This is a genomic window from Bacillus glycinifermentans (assembly GCF_001042475.2).
In the GTDB taxonomy this organism is placed as follows: domain Bacteria; phylum Bacillota; class Bacilli; order Bacillales; family Bacillaceae; genus Bacillus; species Bacillus glycinifermentans.
Window position 1 is genome coordinate 260,529 of record NZ_LECW02000012.1, and the last position, 24,146, is coordinate 284,674.

Below are 24,146 nucleotides of genomic sequence, written 5' to 3' on the forward strand. Positions count from 1 at the left end.
ATTCACTCCCTTTTCTCTATGTACAGCCCGTTTGGAACGCCGTCTAAAAACGGACTTTCCTCTCCGAGCGAAAACAGATGAAGTTCGTGCATCGCCCGCGTACAGGCCGTATAAAACAGCGTCCGCTCGCGTTCGCGCGCATACCGATTTTTTGATACGTCATAGACGATGACCGCGTCAAATTCGATGCCTTTTGCCAAATATACGGGTATGATGACGGCTTCTTTTTGAAAGACTCGGGTTTCTTTGTCAATAAGCTTGAGCGCCGTATACTTTTCCAGATGCCTGAAGGCTTCTTTGCACTCCTGAACCGTTTTGCAGATGACTGCAATCGTCTTATGCCCCTCACCTTGTAAAGCGGCAATGCAGGACGCTATCTTTTTATGATGTTCACCGTGATCGTCCGAAATCGTCAGCGTGGGTTTCACCCCTCTCCGGTTAAAGGGCTCGATATCTTCGCCTCCTTTGATCAAAGACATTGTAAACTCGACGATGTCCCTTGTCGATCTGTAGCTCCGGACAAGCCTGACCGTCTCCGTTTTCTCCCCTTCAAACACGTTTTCGCTAAGAAGCTCCTGCCCCTGAACGCTGTGGGGGAGTATCGCCTGGTTCAAATCCCCCAAAATCGTCATTCTGCTTGAAGGAAAAAGGCCTTTGAGAAAAGCGAGCTGAAAAGGCGAGTAATCTTGCGCTTCATCAATAAATACGTGGCGAATCGCCGTGTTTTTCGCCACGCCTTTGATTTGATTTTTCAAATATAGATAAGGTGCGGCATCCTCATACGGAATCTGCTCAAGGCGAAAGCTTTTTCTCGTATGGGCGCAAATGCGTTCCCAATGGTCTGGAAGCGCTGCAGCAGCACCCCAATCTGAAAACAGCTGTAAATACGTCCCTTTGAAATCGATAAAACCCAATGCTTTCACCGCCTGTCTCAGCGGCTTGAATTCCCTTTCGACAATGATGTTGATGAGAAGCCTTTGCTCCCTTTCATAATCATCGAACGTGTTCTCGGCGAATTGCCGTTCTTCCTGCAGTTGTTTGTAGGCATTCGCATATTCCTCCTGATCGAGAAGCCCGCTTTTTTCGAGGGCCCACTCTTTTTTCCTTTCACTTTTTTCTTGTTTGTGCAATACGCTGAGCAGCCATTTTGCCGTCGTTTCAATCCGTTGCAACAGCGATCCGGAAGCGCCGAGCGAGCAAAAATAGTCGTGGATTTGGGCGCTTGTTACAATCTTCTTTCCGCGGAACGACACGTTTTTGAACAGTAAACCGCCTTTCGAAAGAAACCCTACATACTCGTCAATCAAGCTTTTGAACGCCAGGGAGGCCTTATATTCAATCGCCTGCATCCGGTTTTTGTCAGCTTCGCTTTCCGAAGCCGTCAAACAATATTCCAGCTGATCAAACGGGGTTTCACACTCCGCCTCTTTGAGATTGCTCTCCAAATATTCCTGAAACGTCGTCTGCTGAATGTTTTCTTCGCCGAGCTCAGGGAGAACATCGGCGACATAGCTGTTAAAAAGAAGGTTGGGAGAAAAAAGCAGCATTTGATTGGACTCGATCCGGCCGCGCCAGCGATAAAGCAAATAAGCGGCCCGCTGGAGAGCAGCCGACGTTTTTCCGCTTCCCGCCGCCCCCTGGACGATTAAAATGCGGCTCGTTTCATTGCGGATGATCCGGTTTTGCTCCTTCTGTATCGTTGCAACGATGCTTTTCATCCGGACATTCGCCTGCTGTCCGAGCACTTCCTGCAGCAGCTCGTCCCCGATCGTCATATCGGTATTAAACATCGCCTTCAGCCTGCCGTTTCTGATGAGAAACTGCCGCTTCAGCTCAATCGTGCCGCTGACCGTTTCCCCGGGAACTTCATACCGCGCCGGCCCCGGTCCATAGTTGTAAAACAAACTGGAAATCGGGGCCCTCCAGTCGTAAACCAAAAAGCGCTCTTCCTTTTCGTCCATGAATGAACTGAGGCCGATGTAAACGGCTTCGGCTTTTTGATCGCCGTCCTCCAAAAAATCGACGCGTCCAAAGTAAGGAGACTCCTTCACTTTTAACAGCTTTTTCACCTGGCTGTAAAACTGCTTGTGGCTTCTTTCCCGCTCTGCCAACATCTCCGCCTGCTGTTTAATGCTCGCAAACGTCTCGATCGCTTCTTTGTCATCGGCCAAGTTCACGGTGACATCATCCCAAAAATGCTTTCTCAAATCGACGATATCCTCTTTCAGTCCGCCTGTCTTACTCTTTAGAGAATGAAGCTTTTGATCCAATTCGTTTAATACGCGTTCGATCCGTTTCTCTTCTTCAAGCCATTCTTTGTTGATATCTGTCATGCAGATCACTCCCTAAAAAGATTTGACATAGAAAAAAAATCGTGATAAAATAAATATGGATATAATTATAAATAATGAAATTTTATGTTAAATACACTTCATCTTATCATATACGACCCGTTTATATCAACATGACAAAAATAAAAAAGCCGATTTTTCGATTAAGAAAAATCGGCTTTTCTTTATTCAGCCGCATTTGAACGGAGCGGGCGGTTCGGCAATTTCCAATTGAACATATACGAGCAGACCCTGCATGCGACAAGAACGGCAAAAAGCAGATACAGAGCGATGGAATTTTCCGCCCAGCCGAGCCCGATGATCAAGCCGCCTAAAGCAGCCCAAACAGCGTAAATCTCAGTTTTCAGGACGAGCGGCTTGCGCCCTGCCAACAGATCCCTGATGATCCCCCCGCCGCTTCCGGTTAATACCGCCGCTACGATGACCGCACTGAGCGGATGGTTCATATGCACGGCGTACAGGGCTCCCTGAATTGCGAATGCGGCCAAGCCGATCGCATCCGAAAAGTTCCCCCACACCTTCCAATGCTTCAGAAGCAGACCCGGAAACAAAAAGACGATCGTGATCGACACTAATGCGATTTGAAACAGCGCCCCCTGCTCCCACAAAGCAGATACCGGAACGCCGATCAACAGGTTTCTGACCGCCCCTCCGCCAAAAGCTGTGACGATTCCCAATATATAAACTCCTAAAATATCATACTCTTCTTCCATTGCGACAATCGCCCCGCTGATCGCAAAAGCAATGGTTCCGATGATGCTCAACGCTTCCCAAGCCATCTAAGGTGCCCTCCATACGAATCTTCAATCTTTTTGATTTTATAACTTCCCCATCGTTTAAATCAACCCTGTAGAATAAAATGTCTTATAATAATAAGAGGACGGCGAAAAAGGAGGGAGAACGATGGACGCGACCATCATGATAGAAGATGCCAAACCCGAATGGCCGGAACGATATGAAACTGAAAAAAAGCGCCTGCAGCCGGTTTTCGGAAAAATCGCGCTTGGAATCGAACACATCGGCAGCACCGCCGTTCCCGGTCTTGCCGCAAAACCTGTGCTTGATCTGATGGTTGGCGTCAAACATCTTAGTGAAGCAGAACGCTTGATTGAACCGCTCAGTGATCTGGGCTATGAGCATGTATTCCACGAAGCGTTTCCTGCGCGGCGTTTTTTTAGAAAAGGCAAACGGCGGGCCGGCACTCATCATCTACATATCTATGTTTATAAAAGCGAGGAATGGAAAAACCAGCTGAGATTCCGCGACTATTTAAGAGCCCATCCAAAGGTCCGGGAAGATTATGAAACATTGAAAAGGGATTTGGCTAAGCATTTTCCGCACGACCGCGACTCCTATACAAAAGGGAAAGCACCGTATATTACACATATTGTTGAGAAAGCGAAACGAGAGGAGCAGGCGCATGTTCAAGAACACGAAGAATAAATTGATGACAATGGCGATCGCATTCATTCTGGCTGTTTTATTATATTATTACGTTCAATCCTTGAAGTGAACGTCGGGAATGACCGATTTATACATGCAAAACCATTCTCACGTTTCTGAGAATATGCCCTTCAAAATCTTCATCATACTCAGAGACAACCTCAAACCCTTTCGCTTTGTAAAAGGTTATGCCGATTTGATTGTCCTTTTCGACATCGACGAAAATCTTTCCGGCGTCTTTCAGCCGCTTGATCCCTTCATGAAGCAATGCGGTTCCGATCCCTTTCCCCTGGTACTCCGGGTATAAATAAATGGCGGCAAGATAGGCCTCCTTCTTCTCATTAACCCCGGAAAAGTTAGCAAAGCCGACAATGTTTCCTTCCGCTTCAGAAACGTATAGGAATGAACGCTCCAGGCGTTCTTCCATCCTGTGATCATTGTAGGCGGAAGCGAGAAACTTTTCCTGAACCCCGCCGGGGATGATGCCTTCATATGTATGATGCCAGCTCGTTTTGGCGACGTGCTGCACTTGCGGGATGTCCTTCTTTTCCATCGGGCGGACTTGAAACTCCATATTCCCTCTCCTTCCAAATTGTAAATATTATTTTAAATATTATAACATTTTACCGGCCGAACAGGGATAAAAAAAGAGCATCGCCCGGGGCAAATGCTCTACTCTTTTTCACCTTTTATCATGCACATGCAAATGATAATCAAAATAAACGCGATAAGGGCAAGGAACGGAATCGTGATAAAGCCGAGCCAATTGATGTACTGCCCTGAGCATGGCACTCCCGTAACACATGGCTTAATGCCGCTGAAACCGGGAACCTTCTGCTCCAAATAGTGCATCAGAGAAATAAAGCCCCCGATTGCCGCCATCGGCAGCACGTATTTTTTCACCCGGAAATCTCCCTGAAATGTCGCAATTCCGAGAATGAGCACGAGCGGATACATCATGATCCGCTGGTACCAGCAAAGCTCACAAGGAATGAATTTACGAATCTCGCTGAAGTACAGGCTGCCGAGCGTCGCCGTCAAAGAGACGATCCAGGCCCCGTACAGAAAGAACGGCTTATTTTTCATCGGACTTGCCTTTTAGCTCTTTTTCGATCGCTTCTTTGATTTGGTCATAATCGAAAGGCTTGGCAATTTTTTCGCCATTGACGAAAATCGTCGGCGTGGAATCCACTTTGTATTCGTTTATCAACGATTCGTCCGTTTGCAGTTCTTTTGAGAAGGTTTTGTCATCCAGGCTTTTGATAAGCTTGTCACGTTTGACTTTTGCGTGTGATTCGGCAATATCAGCAAGCTTCGCTGGAGTTGCCCACTCCGTTTCCATCGTATCGTTGTCAGGCTGTGCTTTATATAATGCTTCATGGAACGCCCAGAAGGAATCGGGATCTTCTTTCCAAACCTGTTCAGAGGCCAGGGCGCTCAGCTCTGAGCCTCTGCCGTGCTGTTCATTGACGAAATTTATATATGAAAAATTAACTTTTCCTTTATCGATAAAATCTTTTTTCAAATCCGGAAATACGGTTTCGGTCCATTGTTTGCAGCTCGGACACTTGTAATCTCCGAATTCTGTTATGGTAACCGCCGCTTTTTTATTTCCGAGGATCGGCTGTCCTTCGGTCGAAGGCTTGTCATCAAACGTTTGCGAAGCGTTTTCGGTTTGATGGTTGAGAACAACCAATACACCGATCAGAAAAACGACGACGACTGTCATGATGACGGCAAATTTCATCGGTGACTGCTGATTCTTTTTCACTTAGACACCTCATTTTCATCAGTTTCATAATCTCTTTCATTTTAACAAGTCAAGCCGTATTCGTGAAGACGCGAAAAAACGTTTTTCCAGTTCTTAAGGCGGTGAAAATGTTACATTTTTTCGACATTTAATACCCGCATTGCGTTTAACACGGCGAGAAGCGTCACACCGACATCCGAAAATACGGCTTCCCACATCGTGGCGATGCCGAAAGCGCCAAGGATGAGGAAAACGCCTTTTACGCCCAGTGCAAATATAATATTTTGCCAGACGATCGTCCTCGTCCGCTTGGCGATTTGAATCGCTTCTGCGATTTTTGACGGCTGATCGGTCATGATGACGATATCCGCGGCTTCCACCGCTGCATCCGAGCCGAGTCCGCCCATTGCGATTCCGATGTCCGCCCTCGCCAATACGGGCGTATCGTTGATCCCGTCCCCGGCGAAAAGCAGTTTTTCTTTCGGAAGCTTCACTTTGTCAAGCTCTTCAATCAGGTCAACCTTGTGCTGTGGAAGAAGCTCCGCATGCACTTCATCGATGGCAAGCGCCTTTCCGACGGCCTCGCCGACCTCTTTTGCATCTCCCGTAAGCATCACCGTCTTTTTAATGCCCGCTTTTTTCAAGGAAAAAATCGCCTGTTCGGCATCTTCCTTCAGATCATCCCCAATCAGGATCGAACCGATAAACGCGCCGTCTGCCGCTACATAAATTACGGTTCCGACTCCATCATCTTCCTGATAGCGGATGTTTTCCTTCTTCATGAGCTTGGCGTTTCCGGCCAAAATGCTTTTTCCGTTCACGACCGCTCTGACGCCGTACCCCGGCATCTCACTGTAGCCGTTGATGTCTTCCGGAGAAACCGGCTTTCCGTATGCTTCGCGGATCGATTCTGCAATCGGATGTCCTGAGTGGTATTCGGCAGCCGCCGCATATGCGAGCAGCTTTTCTTCCGTCCCGTTTCCGGCCGGAGACAGTTTGACGACGGCAAATTCCCCTTTTGTCAGTGTGCCTGTTTTGTCAAACACCGCATATTTCGCATCGTTTAACGCTTCTAAATAATTGCTGCCCTTCACAAGAATGCCGGCTTTTGACGCAGCGCCGATGCCGCCGAAAAAGCCGAGCGGGATCGAAACGACGAGCGCGCACGGACACGAAATGACGAGAAAGACGAGCGCCCGGTACACCCAATCCGACAGCGAGACGCCTGGGACGATAAGCGGCGGAACAAACGCCAAAAGAAGAGCAACGATGACGACGAACGGCGTATAGTATTTCGCAAATTTCGTAATGAAGTTTTCGGTTTTCGCCTTTCTGCTGCCGGCGTTTTGAACCAGGTCGAGGATTTTCGAAACGGTCGATTCGTGATATTCTTTTTCGACTTCCACTTCTAATACGCCGTTTTTATTGACGAATCCGCTCAGCACTTCTTTGCCGGGCGCGATATCCCTCGGCACGGATTCTCCCGTTAAAGCCGATGTGTCAACCATCGATCTTCCCTCGACAACCTTGCCGTCAAGGGGAATTTTCTCCCCCGGCCTGATGATAATGACATCGCCGCAAGCGACCGTCTCAGGAGATACTTTGACCGTTCCGTCTGCCGTTTTCAAATTGGCGTAATCCGGGCGGATATCCATCAGCTCGCTGATCGATTTGCGCGAACGGTTGACAGCGGCTCCCTGAAACAGCTCCCCGATTTGATAAAACAGCATGACCGCCACGCCTTCAGGATACTGCCCGATAATAAACGCCCCGACAGTGGCAATGGTCATCAAAAAGTGCTCATCGAAGACCCGGCCTTGAAGGATGTTTTTGAATGCTCTGTAAACAACATCACCGCCAATGATCAGATAAGCAAGGAAAAAGAGAAGCCATTCCGCGATCCCGCCTGCGGGAACAAGAAACCCGGCCGCACCGAGGGCCGTTCCAAAGGCAAGCCTTGCAATCGTTTTTTGCATGCTGTTATCGCCTTCCGCCTCTTTCCCCGGCGCCCCTTCTTTCGGCACAACTTTGATGTGCGGCTCTATGGCATTCACTTTTTTTGTGATTTCAGAGGACATATTGCCCCCGCTGTTCCCTTCGACCGTTACGGTAAGGGTGCTTGTTGCAAAGTTGACCGAGCATGTCTCGATTCCTTTCATGCCGGCGACTCCATCTTCAATTTTCCGGGCGCAGTTTCCGCAGTCGAGACCGTTTAACATATATTCCTGCTTCACTTTTTCCATCTATCTCACCTTTCTTTTTCAAAAGCCGGGATGATTTATTTTATATATGAACATATACGCATATATTATATATCTCCTATTATATGCTTCTGTTCGAAAATGTGTCAATCGGCTAAAGCGCTGATATTTGCTGCTTCACCGTTTACCCCGCTTTCGTGCTGCCGAAACTCAGGTGGCATATTGGAAGCATCCCCCAAATATACTTAGTTTAGCTATTAAACTAACAAGCTTTTTCTTCACGATCAGTCCAGTTAAGGGAGTGGATCTTCATGAGAAAAAAACGCTTTTTGATGCTCTGCCTCGTTTGTCTGCTTTTTCTCTCCGCAGGCTGCAAGAGCAACGGCGAAGATTCAAAGACGGCAAAAGAGGTGAAGGTCTGGGATTATTTCACAGGCAAACAGCAGGAGCTGTATCATAAGCTTGTCGACCAGTACAACCGATCACAAGACCGCTATCAAGTAGTGACAGAGTATATTCCGTTCAATGAAGTGAAAAAGCAGCTGTCCGTCGGCGCGGCGGGAAATGCGCTGCCTGACGCCGTTTTTCTCGACAATGTTGACAATGCTTCATTCGCCGCTATGGGGGTTCTGGAAGATTTGACGGACAGAATTGAAAAATGGGGACAGACCGGACAGTTTTACGACGGTCCGCTGTCATCCGCCCGTTATGAAGACAAATATTACGGAATTCCTTTTGCAAGCAATGCGCTCGCCTTGTTCTACAACAAAGATCTCTTTCGCGATGGCGGAGTGGCGGAGCCTCCGAAAACGTGGGCAGAGCTGAGAAAGGCGGCACAAAAATTGAGCAAGGGGCATACGAAAGGCTTCGCGATGTCCGCCGCCAAATCGGAGGAAGGCGCTTTTCAATTTTATCCGTTCCTCCTGTCTTCCGGCGCTGGCATCGACGGGCTGCAATCAGAGAAAGCGGTTTCTTCCCTTCGTTTTTTAACCGATTTAGTAAAGGACGGATCAATGGACAAAGACGTCTTAAATGCCACGCAGGATGACCTGGCCAGACAGTTTGCGGCCGGACAGCTGGCAATGATGATCAACGGCTCCTGGAACATTGAACGGTTAAAAGAAGCGGAACAATTAGACTACGGCATCACCTTTATCCCAAAAGATAAAGAATACGCTTCGGCGCTCGGCGGGGAGAACATTGCCGCCGTCAAAGGGAAAAACACCGACGGCGCCTGGGATTTCATCACCTGGCTTCTCGACCCGAAGCGGCTTGAGGCGCTGACTGCAGAAACCGGCGTTTTCCCGCCGCGGAGGGATATTATTGAACAATCCGATCATTGGAAAACCGATCAGAATCTAAAAGCCTTCATCCCGATTATGGATATCGCTTCTGCTCGGGGCCCTTCGAAAGACTGGCCGAAGATTTCCGAAGCGCTGCAAACGGCTCTTCAGGAAGCATTAAGCGAAAGCAAAACGCCGGAAGATGCGCTGGGCGATGCCGCCCAAAAAATCAGCGCATTACGCTAAGGTAAGGAGTTTGATCATGATCAAAGCGTACGTCCGAAAATGGGAAGGGTATTTCTTTTTGTTTCCGGCGGTTCTTTTTATGCTCGCTCTTATCGGCTATCCGTTAATCTACAATCTGCTGCTCAGCTTTCAAAACTTGTCCCTTTCAAATATGGCCTCTCATGATGCGAGCTTCATCGGATTTGAGAATTATAAACGGCTTGCCCAAGAAAACGTATTTTGGGTTTCCTTGAAAAACACGCTTATATACACGGCTGGAAGCGTCATATTTCAATTTGCGATCGGCTTTTTGCTGGCGCTCTTTTTCAGCATGAAATTTCGCCTCGCCCCGTTCCTGAGGGGCCTGATGATGGTCAGCTGGCTGATACCGCTGACGGTTACGGCGCTTTTGTTTAAATTCATGATGGCTTCAAGCGAAGGAATCTTCAATCAGCTTCTCTTGTCATGGGGGATCATCGACAGCCCGTTACCGTGGCTGTCAAACCCCGATATCGCGATTTGGTCTGTCATCATCGCCAATATCTGGGTCGGGATTCCTTTCAATATGCTGCTCATTTCCGCGGGGCTCAGCTCACTGCCGGAGGACATATACGAAAGCGCCAGCCTTGACGGGGCGGGCGGCTTTCAGAAATTGATGTACATCACCATACCGTTATTGCGCCCGGTGATCACCGTCGTCATGATGCTCGGCTTTATTTACACGTTCAAAGTATTCGACCTTGTCTTCGTCATGACGGGAGGCGGCCCCGTTCATTCGACAGAAGTGCTTTCAACCGTCAGCTACCGCTATTCCTTTGACGAATTCCAGTTCAGCATGGGAGCGGCCAGCGCCAATGTCCTGGTTGTCATTCTCCTTTTGGTCAGCCTCGTATATGTAAGACTGATTAAAAAAGATGAGGTGATGTGATCATGCCGAAACGGAAGGAATGGTTCCTTAATAGTGCCGGGATCTTGATTGCGGCGGTTTTCCTGTTTCCCGTGTACTGGATGATCGTCACCGCTTTTAAATCAGGGGCCGAATTGTTTGAAACACCGCCTTCTCTGTGGCCGAAGACATTTCAGACCGCCGGTTTTCAAGCGGTGTTCGCAGAAGGCGCAGTCAGACACTTCATGAACAGCCTGCTCATTTCCGGGGCTGCGGCCGCGATCGTCCTGCTCCTTTCAGTTCCTGCCGCCTACGGCTTGGCCCGCTTTCAAGTCCGCGGCAGGAAGCTTTTGATTTTGCTGTTTCTCATCACACAAATGCTGCCGGCCACCGTCATTTTGACGCCTCTGTTTATCGTGTTCAGCAAGCTGAACGTCTTGAATACGTACATCGGTCCGATTTTGTCGGCGGCAACGCTCGGCATTCCTTTTTCGGTTTTGATGCTCAGAACCTTTTTCCTCGGAATTCCGAAGGATCTTGAAGATGCCGCCAAAATTGACGGATGCAGCCGTTTGACGGCTTTTATCCGCATCATTCTGCCCGTTGCGATGCCGGGAATTGCCGTGAGCGGCGCTATTTCTTTCTTTTTTGCGTGGGGGGATTTGATTTTCAGCATGACGTTTAACAGAAACCAGGAGCTGTGGCCATTAACGGCCGGCGTCTACAATGTGATCAGCCAATACGGAATCGAGTGGAACGATCTGATGGCGTTCGCCGTCATTTCCGTTCTGCCTGTCATCTTGATCTTTGTCATGCTGCAAAAACAGCTTGTCAAAGGGCTTGTCAGCGGTTCGATTAAGTAAAAGAAAGGGTTGTTGCAATATGAAGTTTTCCGACGGCTACTGGCTCACCCGGGACGGCTTTATGATCAATACGCCAAAGGAAGCCTATGATCACCGGATTGACGGACGGTCACTGACAGTGTACGGACCTGTCAAAGACATCCGGAAAAGGGGGGATACGCTCGATACCGGGATGCTGACTGTCAAGTTTTCAAGCCCTCTTGAAGACGTGATCCGCGTCCAGGTTTTCCACTATAAAGGGAGAACCCGGAAAAAGCCGGATTTTGAGCTTTGTACGACAGACATGAAGCCGCTTATTACAGAAGATGCCGGCACATTAACGCTCCAAAGCGGCAGCCTGTCCGTAAAAGTGGACAAAAGCAGCTGGGGATATCGATTTTCACGTGAGGCGGAGAAGCTGACGGGCAGCGCTCCGAACAGCCTCGCCTATATTTCGGCGGATGACGGCCGGACTTATATGAGGGAGCAGCTTGACATCGCGGTCGGTGAGACGATTTACGGCCTCGGGGAGCGCTTTACGGCCTTTGTGAAAAACGGCCAATCCGTTGACATTTGGAACAGAGACGGCGGAACGAGCACCGAACAGGCGTATAAAAATGTCCCATTTTATTTGTCGAACAAAGGGTATGGGGTGTTCGTCAACCACCCTGAACTCGTCTCCTATGAAATTGGTTCAGAAGTCGTCTCAAAAGCGCAATTTTCCGTCGAAGGCGAGGAGCTCGATTATTTTATCATCGGCGGCAGCGGGACGAAGGACGTGCTAAAGCGTTACGCGATGTTAACGGGCAAGCCGGCTCTCCCGCCCGCCTGGTCCTTCGGGCTGTGGCTGTCGACATCTTTTACAACCGATTATTCGGAAAAGACGGTCACCGGTTTTATCGACGGAATGAAAGAGCGCGATATCCCGCTCAGCGTCTTCCATTTTGATTGCTTTTGGATGAAGGAATTCGAATGGTGCAATTTTGAATGGGATGAGCGGTTTTTTCCAGATCCGAAAGCGATGCTCAGCCGCCTGAAGGAAAAGGGCCTCAAAATCTGTGTTTGGATCAACCCTTATATCGGACAAAAGTCGAAGCTTTTTGACGAAGGCAAAGAAAACGGCTATTTTCTAAAAAACGGCCGGGATGATGTGTGGCAGTGGGACCGCTGGCAGTCCGGAATGGCGATCGTTGACTTTACAAACCCGAAAGCGCGCGACTGGTACTGTTCAAAGCTTGAAGGTCTGCTGGAGATGGGCGTCGACTGCTTCAAGACCGACTTCGGCGAAAGAATTCCGGCGGACGCCGTCTATTTCGACGGGTCAGATCCCGAAAAAATGCACAACTATTACTCATTTTTGTACAACAAAACCGTGTTCGACCTCCTGAAAGAAAAACGCGGCGAACAGGAAGCCGTCGTGTTTGCCAGATCGGCAACAGCCGGCTCCCAGCAATTCCCCGTTCACTGGGGCGGAGACTGTTTTGCAAGCTATGATTCAATGGCGGAAAGCCTTCGCGGCGGACTGTCCCTCTCCCTTTCCGGTTTCGGATTTTGGAGCCATGATATCGGCGGATTTGAAAGCACGGCTTCTGCCGATTTGTATAAACGCTGGACGGCATTCGGACTGCTGTCGACGCACAGCCGCCTCCACGGCAGCGAATCGTACAGGGTGCCGTGGCTGTTTGACGAAGAAGCGTCAGACGTGATGAGGTATTTTGTCAAATTAAAGCACAGGCTGATGCCGTATTTGTATGCCGCCGCTTATGAAGCTCACCTTGAAGGCATTCCGGTCATGCGGGCGATGCTGCTCGAATTTCCTGAAGACCGGACGTGCGACTGGCTCGACAGACAATACATGCTCGGCAGAAGCCTGCTCGTCGCCCCGGTTTTTCAAAAAAACGGCGCTGTCTCCTATTACCTCCCGAAAGGAACGTGGACACACTTGTTAACAGGGAAAGAGACGGAAGGCGGAGAGTGGAAACAAGAGCAGTACGGCTACATGGGGCTGCCTCTGTTCGTCCGGGAAAACACCCTGCTTCCGCTCGGGGATGTGTCTGACCGGCCAGACTACGATTATCTCGACGGTGTCGAATTCTGCCTCTACCATTTAAAAGACGGCTGTTCGGCAGAACAGACAATCTATAATGAAAAACAAACGATGACGATCAAGGCTGTCAGAAAACAAAACACGATCACCGTTAAAACGACGGGCGTGCAAAAGAAATGGCGCTTGATCCTTCGCAATCATCCGTCCGTCAGCACCGTCATCAACGGAGCTTCAGAAGCCCTTCAAGAAGGAACGGCGATTCAGCCGAAGGAAGAGCATCGCGATGTCGTCATTTTTTTCTAGCAAAGGAGTGAAACCATGCTGAAAATAGTCCGCATGACCGCGGTATGCATCATCGCTTCCGCCCTCGGTTTCAGCCTGCCGCACCCCGCGGCGGCTAAACCGGAGCCGGCGTACGACAACCCGTTTCAAAACCCCGGCCTTTCCATGGAAAAAAGGGTTACAGACCTCGTGTCGCGGCTTACGCTTGATGAAAAAGTATCGCTCATGCACCAGTATCAGCCCGCGATTCCCCGCCTCGGAATCAACGCTTTCAAAACGGGTACAGAAGCGCTGCACGGCGTCGCCTGGCTCGGAGAAGCGACCGTTTTTCCGCAGGCTGTCGGCCTTGCGCACACTTGGGATCCGGCTTTGGTCAAGCGGGCCGGCTCTGCGGTCGGAGATGAAGTCCGCGGGTTTCACCATCTTCATCCTGCAGCGAACGGGGTTAATGTATGGGTCCCTGTCGTCGATTTGCTTCGGGATCCAAGATGGGGAAGAAATGAAGAAGGCTATTCAGAAGATCCTTTTTTAACCGGAAAAATAGCATCCGCCTATGCGTCAGGCTTAAAGGGCGACCACCCCTTTTATTTGAAAACGGTTCCAACATTGAAGCATTTTCTCGGCTACAACAATGAAACAGACCGGGGTTTCAGCTCTTCCAGCATCGACCCGCGGAATTTGCACGAATATTACATCAAGCCGTTTCAAACGGTGATTTCTGAAAAAGCCGCATACAGCCTGATACCCGCTTACAATTCGATCAATGATAAGCCCTCCATTTTAAGTCCGCTTCTAAAAAGCACCGTCAAAAATAAGTGGGCGGGAAAGCACTTCTTTATCGTCAGCGCCGCGTTTGACCCGTCCGGGATCGTCAATGATCACCGCTATTACGATAACCACGAAGAAGCACATGCACATGCTCTGAAAGCGGGCATCGACAGCTTCACAGACCAGGGAGAAAATCCCGCGCTGACAAAGGCCGCGATCTCGGGCGCCTTACAAAAAGGGCTGATTTCTGAAAAAGACCTGGATCATGCCTTGAAAAACACGTTCAGCATCCGCTTCCGCACGGGCGAATTCGATCCCGATGAGCTGAGTCCGTACAGCCGCCTGACAGATGACGTCATCAACAGCCCGGCGCACCAAAAGCTCGCGAAAAAAACCGCGGAAAAATCAATCGTGCTGCTCAAAAACAGCAAACAACTGCTCCCTTTCAACCCTCGTGCGGATGAAAACATCGCGGTGATCGGCCCGTTCGCGAATGTGCTCTATGAGGATTGGTACAGCGGGACGATGCCTTACCAAGTAATCCCGCTTGACGGCATAACAGACAAAATCGGCAAAAAATGCGTCTCCTTCGCGGAAGGAATCGAGCAGAGCGGATTCAAATCGGTGCTGACAGGAAAATTCGTGACAGCGGATCAAAACGGAAAAAAGCCGCTCACAGCAGATTCCGCTGAATTGAAAAAACACGAAACATTCGATTTGGCCGACTGGGGAGACGGCGTACACACGCTTCGCGCCCAAGCGAACGGCCGCTATGTCTCGCTTCAGGATGACGGCCGCTTAATACCTGACCAAAAGCAGCCAAACGGCTGGACGGTCAAAGAAACCTTTCAGCTTGAAAAACAGCCTGACAGGACGTACGCCATGAAAAACACCGCGAACGGCAAATACGTCAAAGCCGGGATAGACGGGACGCTAACGGCCTCCGCAGATGCACCGCTGACAGCGGCGGAAAAATTCGAAAAAACCGTCGTCAAAACCGCAGTCCAGGAAGCCGTGGAATTGGCAAAAACGGCTGACAAGACCGTCGTGTTTGCCGGAAACAACCCTTATATCAACGGCAGGGAAACACAGGACCGCAATGACATCGCACTCCCTCCCGCCCAGGAAGAGCTCATAAAAGCCGTCACAAAAACGAATCCGAACACCGTGCTCGTCGTGACAAGCAGCTATCCGTTCGCGCTGAACTGGGCCGATAAACACGTACCCGCAATTTTGTATACGGCACACGGCGGACAGGAAGCAGGCAGTGCGCTCGCAGGCATCCTCTTCGGCGATGAAGCCCCCGGAGGGCGATTAACGCAGACGTGGCATGCATCCGTCAAGGAACTGCCCGATATGATGGACTACGACATTATTAAAGGGAAGCGGACATACAAATATTTTGACGGACGGCCGCTGTATCCGTTCGGCCACGGATTGTCCTATACATCGTTTCGCTATCACGGCTTGACGGTTTCCCCGGCAAGCCTTAAAACAGGCGGAAGCGTCACGATTCGCTTCAAGGTCACAAACACGGGGAAGAGAAAAGGCGATGAAGTCGTTCAGCTTTATACCGCGCCCGATTTTAAAACAAGGGTCAAACAGCCACGGAAAGACCTGAAAGGCTTCCAGCGCATCACCCTTTCGCCTGCCGAAACGAAAACGGTGACATTTAAGCTAAAACAAACGGATCTCGCTTTTTGGGACGTGACAAGAGAAAAATTCGCCGTCGAAAAAGGCCCGTACAGCATCAATATCGGCAGCTCCTCAAAGGATATCCGCCTGACGAAACGAATTCCGGTTCACGGTGAAGCCATTCCACAGCGAAATTTGCGCCAAAAGACGAAAGCCGAAAATTACGATGACTACGAAGGCGTTCGGATCACTGAAGAAGCGAAACGCGGCGGTGACGCGGTCAAAAGCGTAACAGAGAATTCCTGGATCGCCTTCCGCCATGTACGCTTGAAAGGAGAAAAGCGCTTTGAAGCTGCTGTGTCAAGCAAAGGCGGCGGAAACATCGATATTTACCTGGATCGCCCGGTGAAAGGGAAAAAGATCGGTTCGCTGAACGTCCCCGACACCTCCGGCCTTGAAAACTGGAAAACGATCAAAGCCCAGCTCTCCAAAACGACAGGCACCCGTGACGTTTATTTCGTTTTCAAAGGAAAAACGGCGCTTGATACGTTTCAATTTCACCGGTGAAGAAAAAATTCACAAAGCCATGCAGCGCTTCCTGCATGGCTTTCGTCCTTTATTTAGAAATTTTTGAACTTTACAAGTCGAAGGATCTGTATTAAAATTCAAACAAAAGTTGCATTAGGTAAAAAAAACGTCTCAAGGTAACAAAAGAGTTGCCAAGCTAAAATTATTGGATAAAGATAATTTCACATCGAAAGGAGTTCCTAAAAAGCTATGAAACACGCTCTCACCGTTAGGGATTTATACGTGTCATACCACGGAACCGAGGCGCTTCAAGGTATCAGTTTCTCGATCGAGCAAGGGAAGATGGCCGGAATCATCGGGCCGAACGGCGCCGGCAAATCGACGCTTCTGAAGGCGATACTCGATTTGATTCCGAGAGATAAAGGCGAAGTGCGTCTCCTTGAAAGACCTTTGAAGAACGTTCGCAAGAGCGTCTCCTATGTTCCCCAGCGAAACGACATGGATTGGACGTTTCCCATCAATGTCCTCGATACGGTCTTACTCGGCACATACCCTGAGCTGGGGCTTCTCCGCCGTCCGAAAAAACGCCACAAAGATTGGGCGCATCACTGCTTGGAAAAAGTCGGGATGGAGGCTTTCGCAAAGCGCCAGATCGGCGAGCTGTCGGGCGGCCAGCAGCAGCGCGTGTTTCTCGCGCGGGCGCTCGCGCAAGAAGCCGAGCTGTTTTGCCTTGATGAACCGTTCGTCGGCATCGACGTGACAAGCGAAGAGACGATCGTCGCGATTTTAAAGGAGCTGCGCGACCAAGGAAAAACCGTCCTCGTCGTCCATCACGATCTGACGAAAGCGGACAGCTACTTCGATGAGCTGATCCTGCTGAACAAAACGCTGATTCAAAAAGGCCCTGTCTCAGACATTCTCGATCCTGAAGTTATGATGAAAGCCTATGAAGCCCAGCTTCCATTTCTCCAGACGAAACGGGGGGCGATCTGATGGAATTCATAAACGGTCTGATGGAATACTCCTTTTTGCAAAAATCGCTGTTCACGTCGATCATGGTCGGCGTCATATGCGGGGTGATCGGCTGCTTTATCATCCTGCGCGGAATGGCGCTCATGGGCGACGCCATTTCGCACGCGGTCCTGCCCGGGGTCGCGATCTCTTATATGCTCGGCGTCAACTTTTTCTTCGGAGCCGTTTTTACCGGCATCCTGACCGCACTTGGGATCGGGTATGTCAGCCAAAACAGCCGGATCAAAAACGATTCGGCCATCGGCATCGTATTTACGGCCTTTTTCGCGGTCGGCATCATCTTGATCACGCTTGTAAAAAGCTCAAGCGACCTGTATCACATTTTATTCGGCAACGTTCTGGCCGTCCGTTCATCGGATATGTGGGTCACGCTTGCGATCGGGATCGTGATCCTTTCAGCCGTCTTTCTGTTCTACAAAGAGCTTTTGATCACCTCGTTCGATCCGACGATGGCCGCCGTCTACGGTTTGCCGAACCGGCTGATCCACTACTTTTTAATGGCGCTTTTGACGATGGTGACGGTCGCATCGCTCCAGACCGTCGGCATCATTCTCGTCGTGGCGATGCTGATCACTCCTGCCGCGACCGCCTATTTATTGACCGACCGGCTGTGGGTGATGATCTATTTGGCCGCTTTCTTCGGCGCTTTGTCAGCGGTCATCGGCCTGGGTCTGAGCTATACGTACAACCTTTCATCAGGAGCGGCGATTGTGCTGGTCGCTACGATTCTTTTCGGCCTCGCCTTTATGTTTTCGCCAAAACAAGGCGTCCTGTGGAGATCATTGAAAACAAGAAGGAAAAGAGCAGCGCTTCAACATTAATCTAAAAACAAAGGGGGAACATTCAGGACATGAAGTTCAAGCGAAAATTAGCGATTCTGGCGGCCTTAATTCTGCTTCTCGCCGCCGGTTGCTCCTCAAAAAGCAGCAGTGGAGAAAACGGAAAACTGAAGGTCGTGACCACCTATTCGATCCTGTATGACATCGTCAAACACATCGGAGGCGATCACATCGATTTGCACAGCATCGTCCCTGTCGGCACCGATCCGCACGAATACGACCCGCTGCCAAAAGACGTCCAAAAGACGACGGATGCCGATATCGTTTTTTACAACGGCCTTAATCTCGAAACAGGAAACGGCTGGTTTACGAAGCTCCTTGAAACGGCCGAAAAAGCGGGCGATGACGCCCCTGTCTTCAAACTGAGCGAAGGCGTTCAGGCAAAGCACCTCACATCTGAAGGAAAAGAAACGGAAGAAGATCCGCACGCCTGGCTCGACATTCAAAACGGGATTCAATATGCAAAAAACGCGCGTGATGCGCTGATGAAAAACGACCCCGCCCATAAAGAAGACTATGAAAAAAACGCTGCGGCATATATCAAAAAGCTCGAAAAGCTCCACGACGAAGCGGTAGACCGCTTTAAGGACCTTCCGGAAGAACGCCGCATCCTCGTGACAAGCGAAGGCGCCTTTAAATATTTTGCTTCGGCATACGGTGTGGACGCCCGGTACATTTGGGAAATTAATACGGAAAACGAAGGCACCCCGGGGCAGATGAAAAAAATCGTCGATACGGTGAAGAAAAAGAAGGTTCCGGCTTTATTCGTAGAGACAAGCGTTGATCCGCGCAGCATGGAAAGCGTGTCAGCCGAAACCGGCGTGCCGATCAAAGGAAAAGTATTTACCGATTCCATCGGTAAACCGGGTGAAGCGGGAGATTCGTATTATAAGATGATGAAAGAAAACCTTGACCGCATCCATAAAGGACTCGCCGAGTGACAACCTGCTTTAACAGCAGGTTTTTTCTTTTGCAGAACGCTTATGCAGGGTGCCAGGCACAATGAAACGGAAAATGAATCCTATGCTGAATGCATCAAAGCGTGCCTGGAGCGTCTTCAGCGCTGCAACAGCTTTGACATATGTTTAATTAGACGCGAGCATAATGGCCGAATATGCATCCTCCTGGACAGGCAATGCGCCGACATGTGCAATACCGCCGTTCAGGCGATGACGCGAAACAGCCCGTACGCTGAAGACATCTGCTTATTGTGTGCGAAAGGTTGGCAACGAGTACAGTCTGCACTAGATAATCACTGAGAGACGCTCGTTCAGGAGCTGTTTTGCCTGCGCGGAGGCGTGCCGAAAACTGGCCTCATAACATAAAGGGAAAAATCCGGTGTGCCCAGAGCATGGGGACAGCACCGGGTTTTTTATTTTGTTTTTTTCGCCTTCTCCCCCTTCCAAACTGATACAATATGACTATAAAAGGGGGTTTGAACATGAAAGACGGCTTGTTTCAAATGACTTCTGACACATATCAGACGCTCAGCGATTCGGAACGGCACCTGCTTGAGTATATTTATCAGCACCTTGACCTGATCTCAACCCAGTCCATCGTCAAATTAAGCGAAAATGCCAATGTTTCAACTGCCACGATCGTCAGGTTAATGAAAAAGCTTGGCTATGACGGCTACACTTCGTTTAAATATGCATTAAAGGAAAGCCATCAGCTCGGACATACTCCCCTCATGGATGACATCGACAGCCAAATCAAACAGGCTGTGCTCAAAAATGAACGGGAAGTCCTCGACACGATCAAAATGCTTGATATCGGCCTTATTGAAGATGCCATTCAAAAAATCAGCAATGCCGAAAAAATATATATTTTTGCAAGAGGCTTGTCTGAAATGATCGGCACAGAGATGACCATCAAGCTTCAGCTGCTCGGAAAAAACGTCGAGATGCACAGCGATCCGAACATCATCAGGGGCAAATCGAAAACGCTCACCAAAAAGGATCTCGGCTTATTCGTCTCATTGAACGGCGAAACGGAAGAACTGGTCGAAGCCGCTACAAATTTCAAAATGCAATCGATCTCCTCAGTCACATTGACAACGAGAGTCGACTCGCGGCTCGCCAAACTGTCGGAGATCGTGCTCATCGGTTTCAAAGGAGAACAATCGTTTTTTCCTGATTATGAAGTCCGCTCCCGCCTGCCCCTGCAAGTCCTCTCCCGCATTATGCTCGATTCATACGTGATTCGCACCTCGCACGAAACGTCTTGATGAAAACCTTTACACAGCTTGTAAACATTCCCCCTTTTATCTGTGACATAATGTCTGTGAAGTCATAGATAAAGGGGGGAACAACATGATCTATACATGCACGATGAATACCGCCGTTGATCTGTTTGTTGAAACAGACGATTTGCTTCCCGACATTGTCAACCGCACGAAAGATGAAGATTACCAGCCAAACGGAAAAGGCGTCAATATTTCTTTTATGCTCAAGCGCCTCGGCCTCGACAATACGGCGCTCGGCTTTACCGGCGGGTTCACGGGGCGCTTTATCGAAGATGAGCTGAAGAGAGAAAACATCGCGACCGATTTTGTAAAGGTTGACGGCATTTCCCGGATTAATATTTTTATCAACTCAGACCGCGAATTCAAAATCGTCAACAAAGGCCCGTTCATATCAGAAACCAAGACGCAAGAATTGACTGATAAAATACGGAAGATTCCCTCAGGGCATTTTTTATTCATTTCCGGCAGTCTTCCAAAAGGCATCAGGGAAAGCATTTATCCGGTTCTTTCCGACATTGCCGCAACACGGGGGATAAAGCTTGTGTTGGATATCAGCTCGCCGGCGCTTCTCGACTGCCTTCCCTACCGCCCCTACCTGATCAAGCCGAATGAACAGGAACTGGCCGCTTTTTTCGGACAAAAGAAAGCGTTGTCAGAAGAAGAAGTGATCCATTACGGAGGCAAGCTTCTCAGCCGGGGAGCCGAGCGGGTCCTCGTCACCCGCGGAAAAGACGGCGCGATATATCTTGACCGAAGCAAGACATTAAAGGTGACATCCGCCAAAGGCAAAGTCGTCAATACCGCATGTGCGGGCGACGCGATGCTGGCAGTGTTCATCGGCAAACAGGAGCTCGGCATGCCTCTTGAAGACGCTTTAAAACAGGCGTCTGCCGCAGGAGCGCTGACGGCATTTGCAAAAGGGCTCGGCGATTTATCCAGGCTCGATGAGACGGTTTCACAAATCAGGATCACCCATTTATAAAGGAGGTTTTCAGCATGGCAAACATCAAAATCATCGCTGCGACAGGATGTCCGACCGGTATCGCCCATACATTTATGGCGGAAGAGGCTTTAAAACAGGCCGCCGCGAAGCTGGGCGTAGACATCAAAGTGGAAACTCACGGCCAGGTCGGCGTGCAAAATGAGCTGACGGCTGCCGACATCAAACAGGCCGACGGCGTAATCATTGCCGCAGACAAGGATGTGGGCGCCGAGCGTTTTAAAGGCAAGCCCGTCCTCGACGTTCCCGTCGCCCGCGGAATCCGGGATGCGGAGGCGCTCATTCAGACGATTATCGACGGAAAAGCGAATGTTTACGGCATACAAGACGCCGAAAAAACAGAAGCTGACATCAATGTCAGCGAGTCGGGCTCGGCCGGGCGGAAAATATACAAGCATTTGATGAACGGCGTTTCCCACATGCTCCCGTTTGTCGTCGGCGGCGGGGTGTTGATCGCGCTTTCGTTTCTCTTCGGCATCCATTCTGCCGATCCTAAGCATCCAAGCTACAATGCGTTTGCCGAACTGTTAAACAAAACGGGGGCCGTCGGCTTCCAGCTGATGGTTCCGATCCTTTCGGCGTATATCGCCGATTCGATGGCCAAACGCCCCGGGCTGATCGTCGGCTTTATCGGCGGAATGATCGCAAGCACGGGCGGAGCCGGCTTTTTGGGCGGAATCGTCTCCGGGTTTTTAGCCGGGCTGATCATCTTCGGCCTATCCTATGTATTGAAAAACATGCCGCAATCTCTTGAAGGATTAAAAGCGATCTTTCTTTATCCCGTTCTCGGCATTTTCCTTATCGGAGCCGTCATGTTCGTATTGGTGGAGCCGATGACCGCCATCAATGAAGGCATGAAAGATTTTTTAGCCGACTTTCAAGGAGCGAACCCCGTCATCCTCGGCCTCATCATCGGCTGTATGTCCGCGTTTGACATGGGGGGACCGGTCAACAAAGCGGCGTACGTCACAGGGACCGCGCTCCTTGCCGAAGGGAACCAATATTTTATGGCAGGCGTTTCTGCCGCATGCATCACACCGCCCCTCGTCATTGCTTTTGCGACTTTGTTTTTCCGGAAGTATTTCAGCCAGCAGGACCGGAATGCGGGGCTTGTCAATTTTATTCTCGGCGCCACCCATATTACCGAAGGTGCAATCCCGTTCGCCGCAAAAAAACCGATCCCTGTCATCCCGATTTTGATGATCGGTTCGTCGGTATCGGCGATTTTAACGTATTCGTTCGCCGTTCAAGTCCCGGCCCCGCACGGCGGATTCCTCGTCCTTCCCGTCGTAAACGGAGCGTTTCAATGGGTGCTGTCGATTGTCATCGGATCGCTCATCGGGGCATTCCTGTACGGCTTTTATCAAAAACGGACATATGAAAAAACGGAGAAAGGCTGATCCAACATGAGCACAGCAGTTTTTTTAAAAAAAGAACACATCTATCTTCATGAAGCATTGTCCTCGCAAGCCGAAGCTTTTGACCGGCTCGCTCAGATTGCTTTCGAATCAGGAGTTGCCGCAACAAAACAAGCCGTCTTGAACGGACTTTCGAAACGGGAAGCAGAAAGCACGACCGGCTTTATCGACGGATTCGCCATCCCTCACGCAAAGCTTGAGGATATCACAGAACCGGCCGTATTGATCATCAAAAACGAAACAGGGATCGAATGGAATTCTCTTGACGGAAGCCCCGTCACGTTTATCATTGCGCTATTCATCCCTGATGCCGAGGCAAACAGCACGCATCTGAATCTATTGTCATCCCTGTCCCGCATGCTCGTTCACGAAGACGTGAGGAAACTGCTGCTCAAGGCGGAGAGCTCTGAAGACATTCAGCACACCATCGCAAGCTATTTATCTTAAATTCTTTTTAGAAAGAAGGAATCGGAATGCTGACAAATACGAAGAAAATGCTGCTGGACGCACAGGCAAACGGCTATGCTGTCCCAGCCTTCAACATTCATAATCTCGAAACCGTGCAGGCTGTGACAGAAACGGCGGAAGCCCTCAGGTCTCCTGTGATTCTTGCGGCTACACCGGGAACATTCAGCTATGCCGGACGCGATTACATCCAGGCGATTGCAGAGACCGCCGCGGCGCGCTGCACGATCCCTGTCGCCCTCCATCTTGACCATCACGAAGAAATCGATGATATTCGCGAGTCTTTGCAGTTGGGAACGAAGTCTGTGATGATCGATGCTTCCCATCATCCGTTTGCAGAAAATGCCGCAATCGTAGAGAAAGTCGTTCAGTATGCAAAGCAAAAAGACGCCACCGTCGAAGCGGAGCTCGGACGGCTCGGCGGACAGGAAGACGATCTTGTCGTGAATGAGGCAGACGCGTATTACACCGATCCGGATGCGGCGAAGGAATTTGTCGACAGGACAGGGATCGACTCGCTGGCCGTTGCGATCGGCACGGCCCACGGCCTTTATGCATCAGAGCCGAAAATCGATTTTGACCGGCTGGCCGACATCCAAAAACGCGTCTCGATCCCGCTCGTGCTGCACGGCGCATCCGGCATTCCCGAACAGGACGTGCGCAGGTGCATCGAACTGGGGTGCGCCAAAGTAAACATCGCGACAGAATTAAAAATCCCGTTTTCCGATAAGCTGCGCCGTTTTCTAAACGAACATCCCGATGCGAGCGATCCGAGAAAATACATGGCTCCCGCGAAAGAAGCGATGAAAAAGATCGTCGAAGAAAAAATTTATATGTGCATGAGCAACGGAAGATATTAACTCTGCAAACAGAAAAACAGGCCCGCTTGTTGCGCGTGCCTGTTTT

21 protein-coding genes are annotated in these 24,146 nt (G+C 49.9%); 15 read left to right on the plus strand and 6 right to left on the minus strand.

The genetic code is table 11. The annotated features are described in order from the left end of the window. Positions 1–2: 2 nt before the first annotated feature. Positions 3–2,333 (minus strand): RNA polymerase recycling motor HelD, encoded by a 2,331-nt coding sequence (gene helD / locus AB447_RS09380; protein WP_048353273.1) that lies wholly within the window; start codon positions 2,331–2,333, stop codon positions 3–5. A 182-nt stretch (positions 2,334–2,515) separates the two neighbouring features. Next, complete coding sequence (locus AB447_RS09385) at positions 2,516–3,130, minus strand: trimeric intracellular cation channel family protein (RefSeq protein WP_048353274.1); 615 nt, start codon at positions 3,128–3,130, stop codon at positions 2,516–2,518. 124 nt (positions 3,131–3,254) lie between these two features. Between AB447_RS09385 and AB447_RS09390 the strand changes: the two genes are divergently transcribed. Then, complete coding sequence (locus AB447_RS09390) at positions 3,255–3,794, plus strand: GrpB family protein (RefSeq protein ID WP_048406914.1); 540 nt, start codon at positions 3,255–3,257, stop codon at positions 3,792–3,794. Positions 3,795–3,882: 88 nt separating this feature from the next. On the opposite strand, the gene AB447_RS09395 is transcribed toward AB447_RS09390, so the two are convergent. From AB447_RS09395 to AB447_RS09410, 4 genes are all read right to left on the minus strand, one after another. After that, positions 3,883–4,368 (minus strand): GNAT family N-acetyltransferase, encoded by a 486-nt coding sequence (locus AB447_RS09395; protein ID WP_048353276.1) that lies wholly within the window; start codon positions 4,366–4,368, stop codon positions 3,883–3,885. Positions 4,369–4,466: 98 nt separating this feature from the next. Next, positions 4,467–4,880 carry a disulfide oxidoreductase gene (locus AB447_RS09400; RefSeq protein ID WP_048353277.1) on the minus strand — a complete coding sequence of 138 codons (414 nt, stop codon included), beginning with the start codon at positions 4,878–4,880 and terminating at the stop codon, positions 4,467–4,469. Continuing rightward, positions 4,870–5,565 (minus strand): DsbA family protein, encoded by a 696-nt coding sequence (locus AB447_RS09405; protein ID WP_048353278.1) that lies wholly within the window; start codon positions 5,563–5,565, stop codon positions 4,870–4,872. The genes AB447_RS09400 and AB447_RS09405 overlap by 11 nt, the downstream gene beginning before the upstream one ends. Positions 5,566–5,675: 110 nt before the next feature. Then, positions 5,676–7,787, minus strand: coding sequence for a heavy metal translocating P-type ATPase (locus AB447_RS09410; protein WP_057957535.1), 2,112 nt, complete (start codon positions 7,785–7,787; stop codon positions 5,676–5,678). A gap of 269 nt (positions 7,788–8,056) precedes the next feature. On the opposite strand from AB447_RS09410, the gene AB447_RS09415 reads away from it, so the two are divergent. The 14 genes from AB447_RS09415 to AB447_RS09475 all read left to right on the plus strand — a co-directional run bounded on the left by AB447_RS09415 (position 8,057) and on the right by AB447_RS09475 (position 24,100). Next, a complete protein-coding gene (locus AB447_RS09415) occupies positions 8,057–9,274 on the plus strand; it encodes an ABC transporter substrate-binding protein (protein ID WP_048353279.1) in 1,218 nt (405 codons plus the stop codon). A 16-nt stretch (positions 9,275–9,290) separates the two neighbouring features. Next, on the plus strand, positions 9,291–10,181 hold the full coding sequence (locus AB447_RS09420) for a carbohydrate ABC transporter permease (RefSeq protein ID WP_048353280.1): 891 nt from the start codon (positions 9,291–9,293) through the stop codon (positions 10,179–10,181). Positions 10,182–10,183: 2 nt separating this feature from the next. Beyond that, positions 10,184–11,002, plus strand: coding sequence for a carbohydrate ABC transporter permease (locus tag AB447_RS09425; RefSeq protein ID WP_048353281.1), 819 nt, complete (start codon positions 10,184–10,186; stop codon positions 11,000–11,002). Between the two features lie 19 nt (positions 11,003–11,021). Then, complete coding sequence (gene yicI, locus AB447_RS09430; protein WP_048353282.1) at positions 11,022–13,331, plus strand: alpha-xylosidase; 2,310 nt, start codon at positions 11,022–11,024, stop codon at positions 13,329–13,331. Positions 13,332–13,346: 15 nt separating this feature from the next. After that, positions 13,347–16,280, plus strand: a complete 2,934-nt coding sequence (locus tag AB447_RS09435) for a glycoside hydrolase family 3 protein (protein ID WP_048353283.1) — start codon at positions 13,347–13,349, stop codon at positions 16,278–16,280. A gap of 210 nt (positions 16,281–16,490) precedes the next feature. Beyond that, positions 16,491–17,234: a metal ABC transporter ATP-binding protein gene (locus AB447_RS09440; RefSeq protein ID WP_048353284.1), complete on the plus strand. Its 744-nt coding sequence runs from the start codon at positions 16,491–16,493 to the stop codon at positions 17,232–17,234. Further along, positions 17,234–18,094, plus strand: coding sequence for a metal ABC transporter permease (locus AB447_RS09445; protein WP_048353285.1), 861 nt, complete (start codon positions 17,234–17,236; stop codon positions 18,092–18,094). The genes AB447_RS09440 and AB447_RS09445 overlap by 1 nt, the downstream gene beginning before the upstream one ends. A 29-nt stretch (positions 18,095–18,123) precedes the next feature. Then, positions 18,124–19,053 (plus strand): metal ABC transporter substrate-binding protein, encoded by a 930-nt coding sequence (locus tag AB447_RS09450; RefSeq protein WP_048353286.1) that lies wholly within the window; start codon positions 18,124–18,126, stop codon positions 19,051–19,053. Positions 19,054–19,095: 42 nt separating this feature from the next. Next, positions 19,096–19,371 carry a four-helix bundle copper-binding protein gene (locus AB447_RS27620; protein WP_479370970.1) on the plus strand — a complete coding sequence of 92 codons (276 nt, stop codon included), beginning with the start codon at positions 19,096–19,098 and terminating at the stop codon, positions 19,369–19,371. Positions 19,372–19,553: 182 nt separating this feature from the next. Further along, positions 19,554–20,339 (plus strand): MurR/RpiR family transcriptional regulator, encoded by a 786-nt coding sequence (locus AB447_RS09455; RefSeq protein WP_048353287.1) that lies wholly within the window; start codon positions 19,554–19,556, stop codon positions 20,337–20,339. An 85-nt stretch (positions 20,340–20,424) separates the two neighbouring features. Beyond that, entirely contained in the window at positions 20,425–21,339 is a 915-nt protein-coding gene (gene pfkB / locus AB447_RS09460; protein ID WP_048353288.1) for a 1-phosphofructokinase, read from the plus strand. Positions 21,340–21,353: 14 nt separating this feature from the next. Beyond that, positions 21,354–22,757, plus strand: a complete 1,404-nt coding sequence (locus tag AB447_RS09465) for a PTS fructose transporter subunit IIC (RefSeq protein ID WP_048353289.1) — start codon at positions 21,354–21,356, stop codon at positions 22,755–22,757. Positions 22,758–22,763: 6 nt separating this feature from the next. Beyond that, the gene (locus AB447_RS09470; RefSeq protein ID WP_048353290.1) at positions 22,764–23,222 is read left to right on the plus strand and encodes a PTS sugar transporter subunit IIA; all 459 of its coding nucleotides are present in this window, start codon (positions 22,764–22,766) and stop codon (positions 23,220–23,222) included. A gap of 26 nt (positions 23,223–23,248) precedes the next feature. Next, a complete protein-coding gene (locus AB447_RS09475) occupies positions 23,249–24,100 on the plus strand; it encodes a tagatose bisphosphate family class II aldolase (RefSeq protein ID WP_048353291.1) in 852 nt (283 codons plus the stop codon). The last annotated feature ends 46 nt before the right edge of the window (positions 24,101–24,146 follow it).

Coding starts and splice junctions, on each gene's coding strand:
- AB447_RS09445 (WP_048353285.1), top strand. CDS start 17,234: ATGGAATTCATAAACGGTCTGATGGAATACTCCTTTTTGCAAAAATCG.
- AB447_RS09440 (WP_048353284.1), top strand. CDS start 16,491: ATGAAACACGCTCTCACCGTTAGGGATTTATACGTGTCATACCACGGA.
- AB447_RS09420 (WP_048353280.1), top strand. CDS start 9,291: ATGATCAAAGCGTACGTCCGAAAATGGGAAGGGTATTTCTTTTTGTTT.
- AB447_RS09425 (WP_048353281.1), top strand. CDS start 10,184: ATGCCGAAACGGAAGGAATGGTTCCTTAATAGTGCCGGGATCTTGATT.
- AB447_RS09455 (WP_048353287.1), top strand. CDS start 19,554: ATGAAAGACGGCTTGTTTCAAATGACTTCTGACACATATCAGACGCTC.
- AB447_RS09415 (WP_048353279.1), top strand. CDS start 8,057: ATGAGAAAAAAACGCTTTTTGATGCTCTGCCTCGTTTGTCTGCTTTTT.
- AB447_RS09465 (WP_048353289.1), top strand. CDS start 21,354: ATGGCAAACATCAAAATCATCGCTGCGACAGGATGTCCGACCGGTATC.
- pfkB (WP_048353288.1), top strand. CDS start 20,425: ATGATCTATACATGCACGATGAATACCGCCGTTGATCTGTTTGTTGAA.
- AB447_RS09450 (WP_048353286.1), top strand. CDS start 18,124: ATGAAGTTCAAGCGAAAATTAGCGATTCTGGCGGCCTTAATTCTGCTT.
- AB447_RS09410 (WP_057957535.1), bottom strand. CDS start 7,787: ATGGAAAAAGTGAAGCAGGAATATATGTTAAACGGTCTCGACTGCGGA.
- AB447_RS09475 (WP_048353291.1), top strand. CDS start 23,249: ATGCTGACAAATACGAAGAAAATGCTGCTGGACGCACAGGCAAACGGC.
- AB447_RS09400 (WP_048353277.1), bottom strand. CDS start 4,880: ATGAAAAATAAGCCGTTCTTTCTGTACGGGGCCTGGATCGTCTCTTTG.
- AB447_RS09385 (WP_048353274.1), bottom strand. CDS start 3,130: ATGGCTTGGGAAGCGTTGAGCATCATCGGAACCATTGCTTTTGCGATC.
- AB447_RS09390 (WP_048406914.1), top strand. CDS start 3,255: ATGGACGCGACCATCATGATAGAAGATGCCAAACCCGAATGGCCGGAA.
- AB447_RS09435 (WP_048353283.1), top strand. CDS start 13,347: ATGCTGAAAATAGTCCGCATGACCGCGGTATGCATCATCGCTTCCGCC.
- AB447_RS09470 (WP_048353290.1), top strand. CDS start 22,764: ATGAGCACAGCAGTTTTTTTAAAAAAAGAACACATCTATCTTCATGAA.
- AB447_RS09395 (WP_048353276.1), bottom strand. CDS start 4,368: ATGGAGTTTCAAGTCCGCCCGATGGAAAAGAAGGACATCCCGCAAGTG.
- AB447_RS27620 (WP_479370970.1), top strand. CDS start 19,096: ATGCAGGGTGCCAGGCACAATGAAACGGAAAATGAATCCTATGCTGAA.
- helD (WP_048353273.1), bottom strand. CDS start 2,333: ATGACAGATATCAACAAAGAATGGCTTGAAGAAGAGAAACGGATCGAA.
- yicI (WP_048353282.1), top strand. CDS start 11,022: ATGAAGTTTTCCGACGGCTACTGGCTCACCCGGGACGGCTTTATGATC.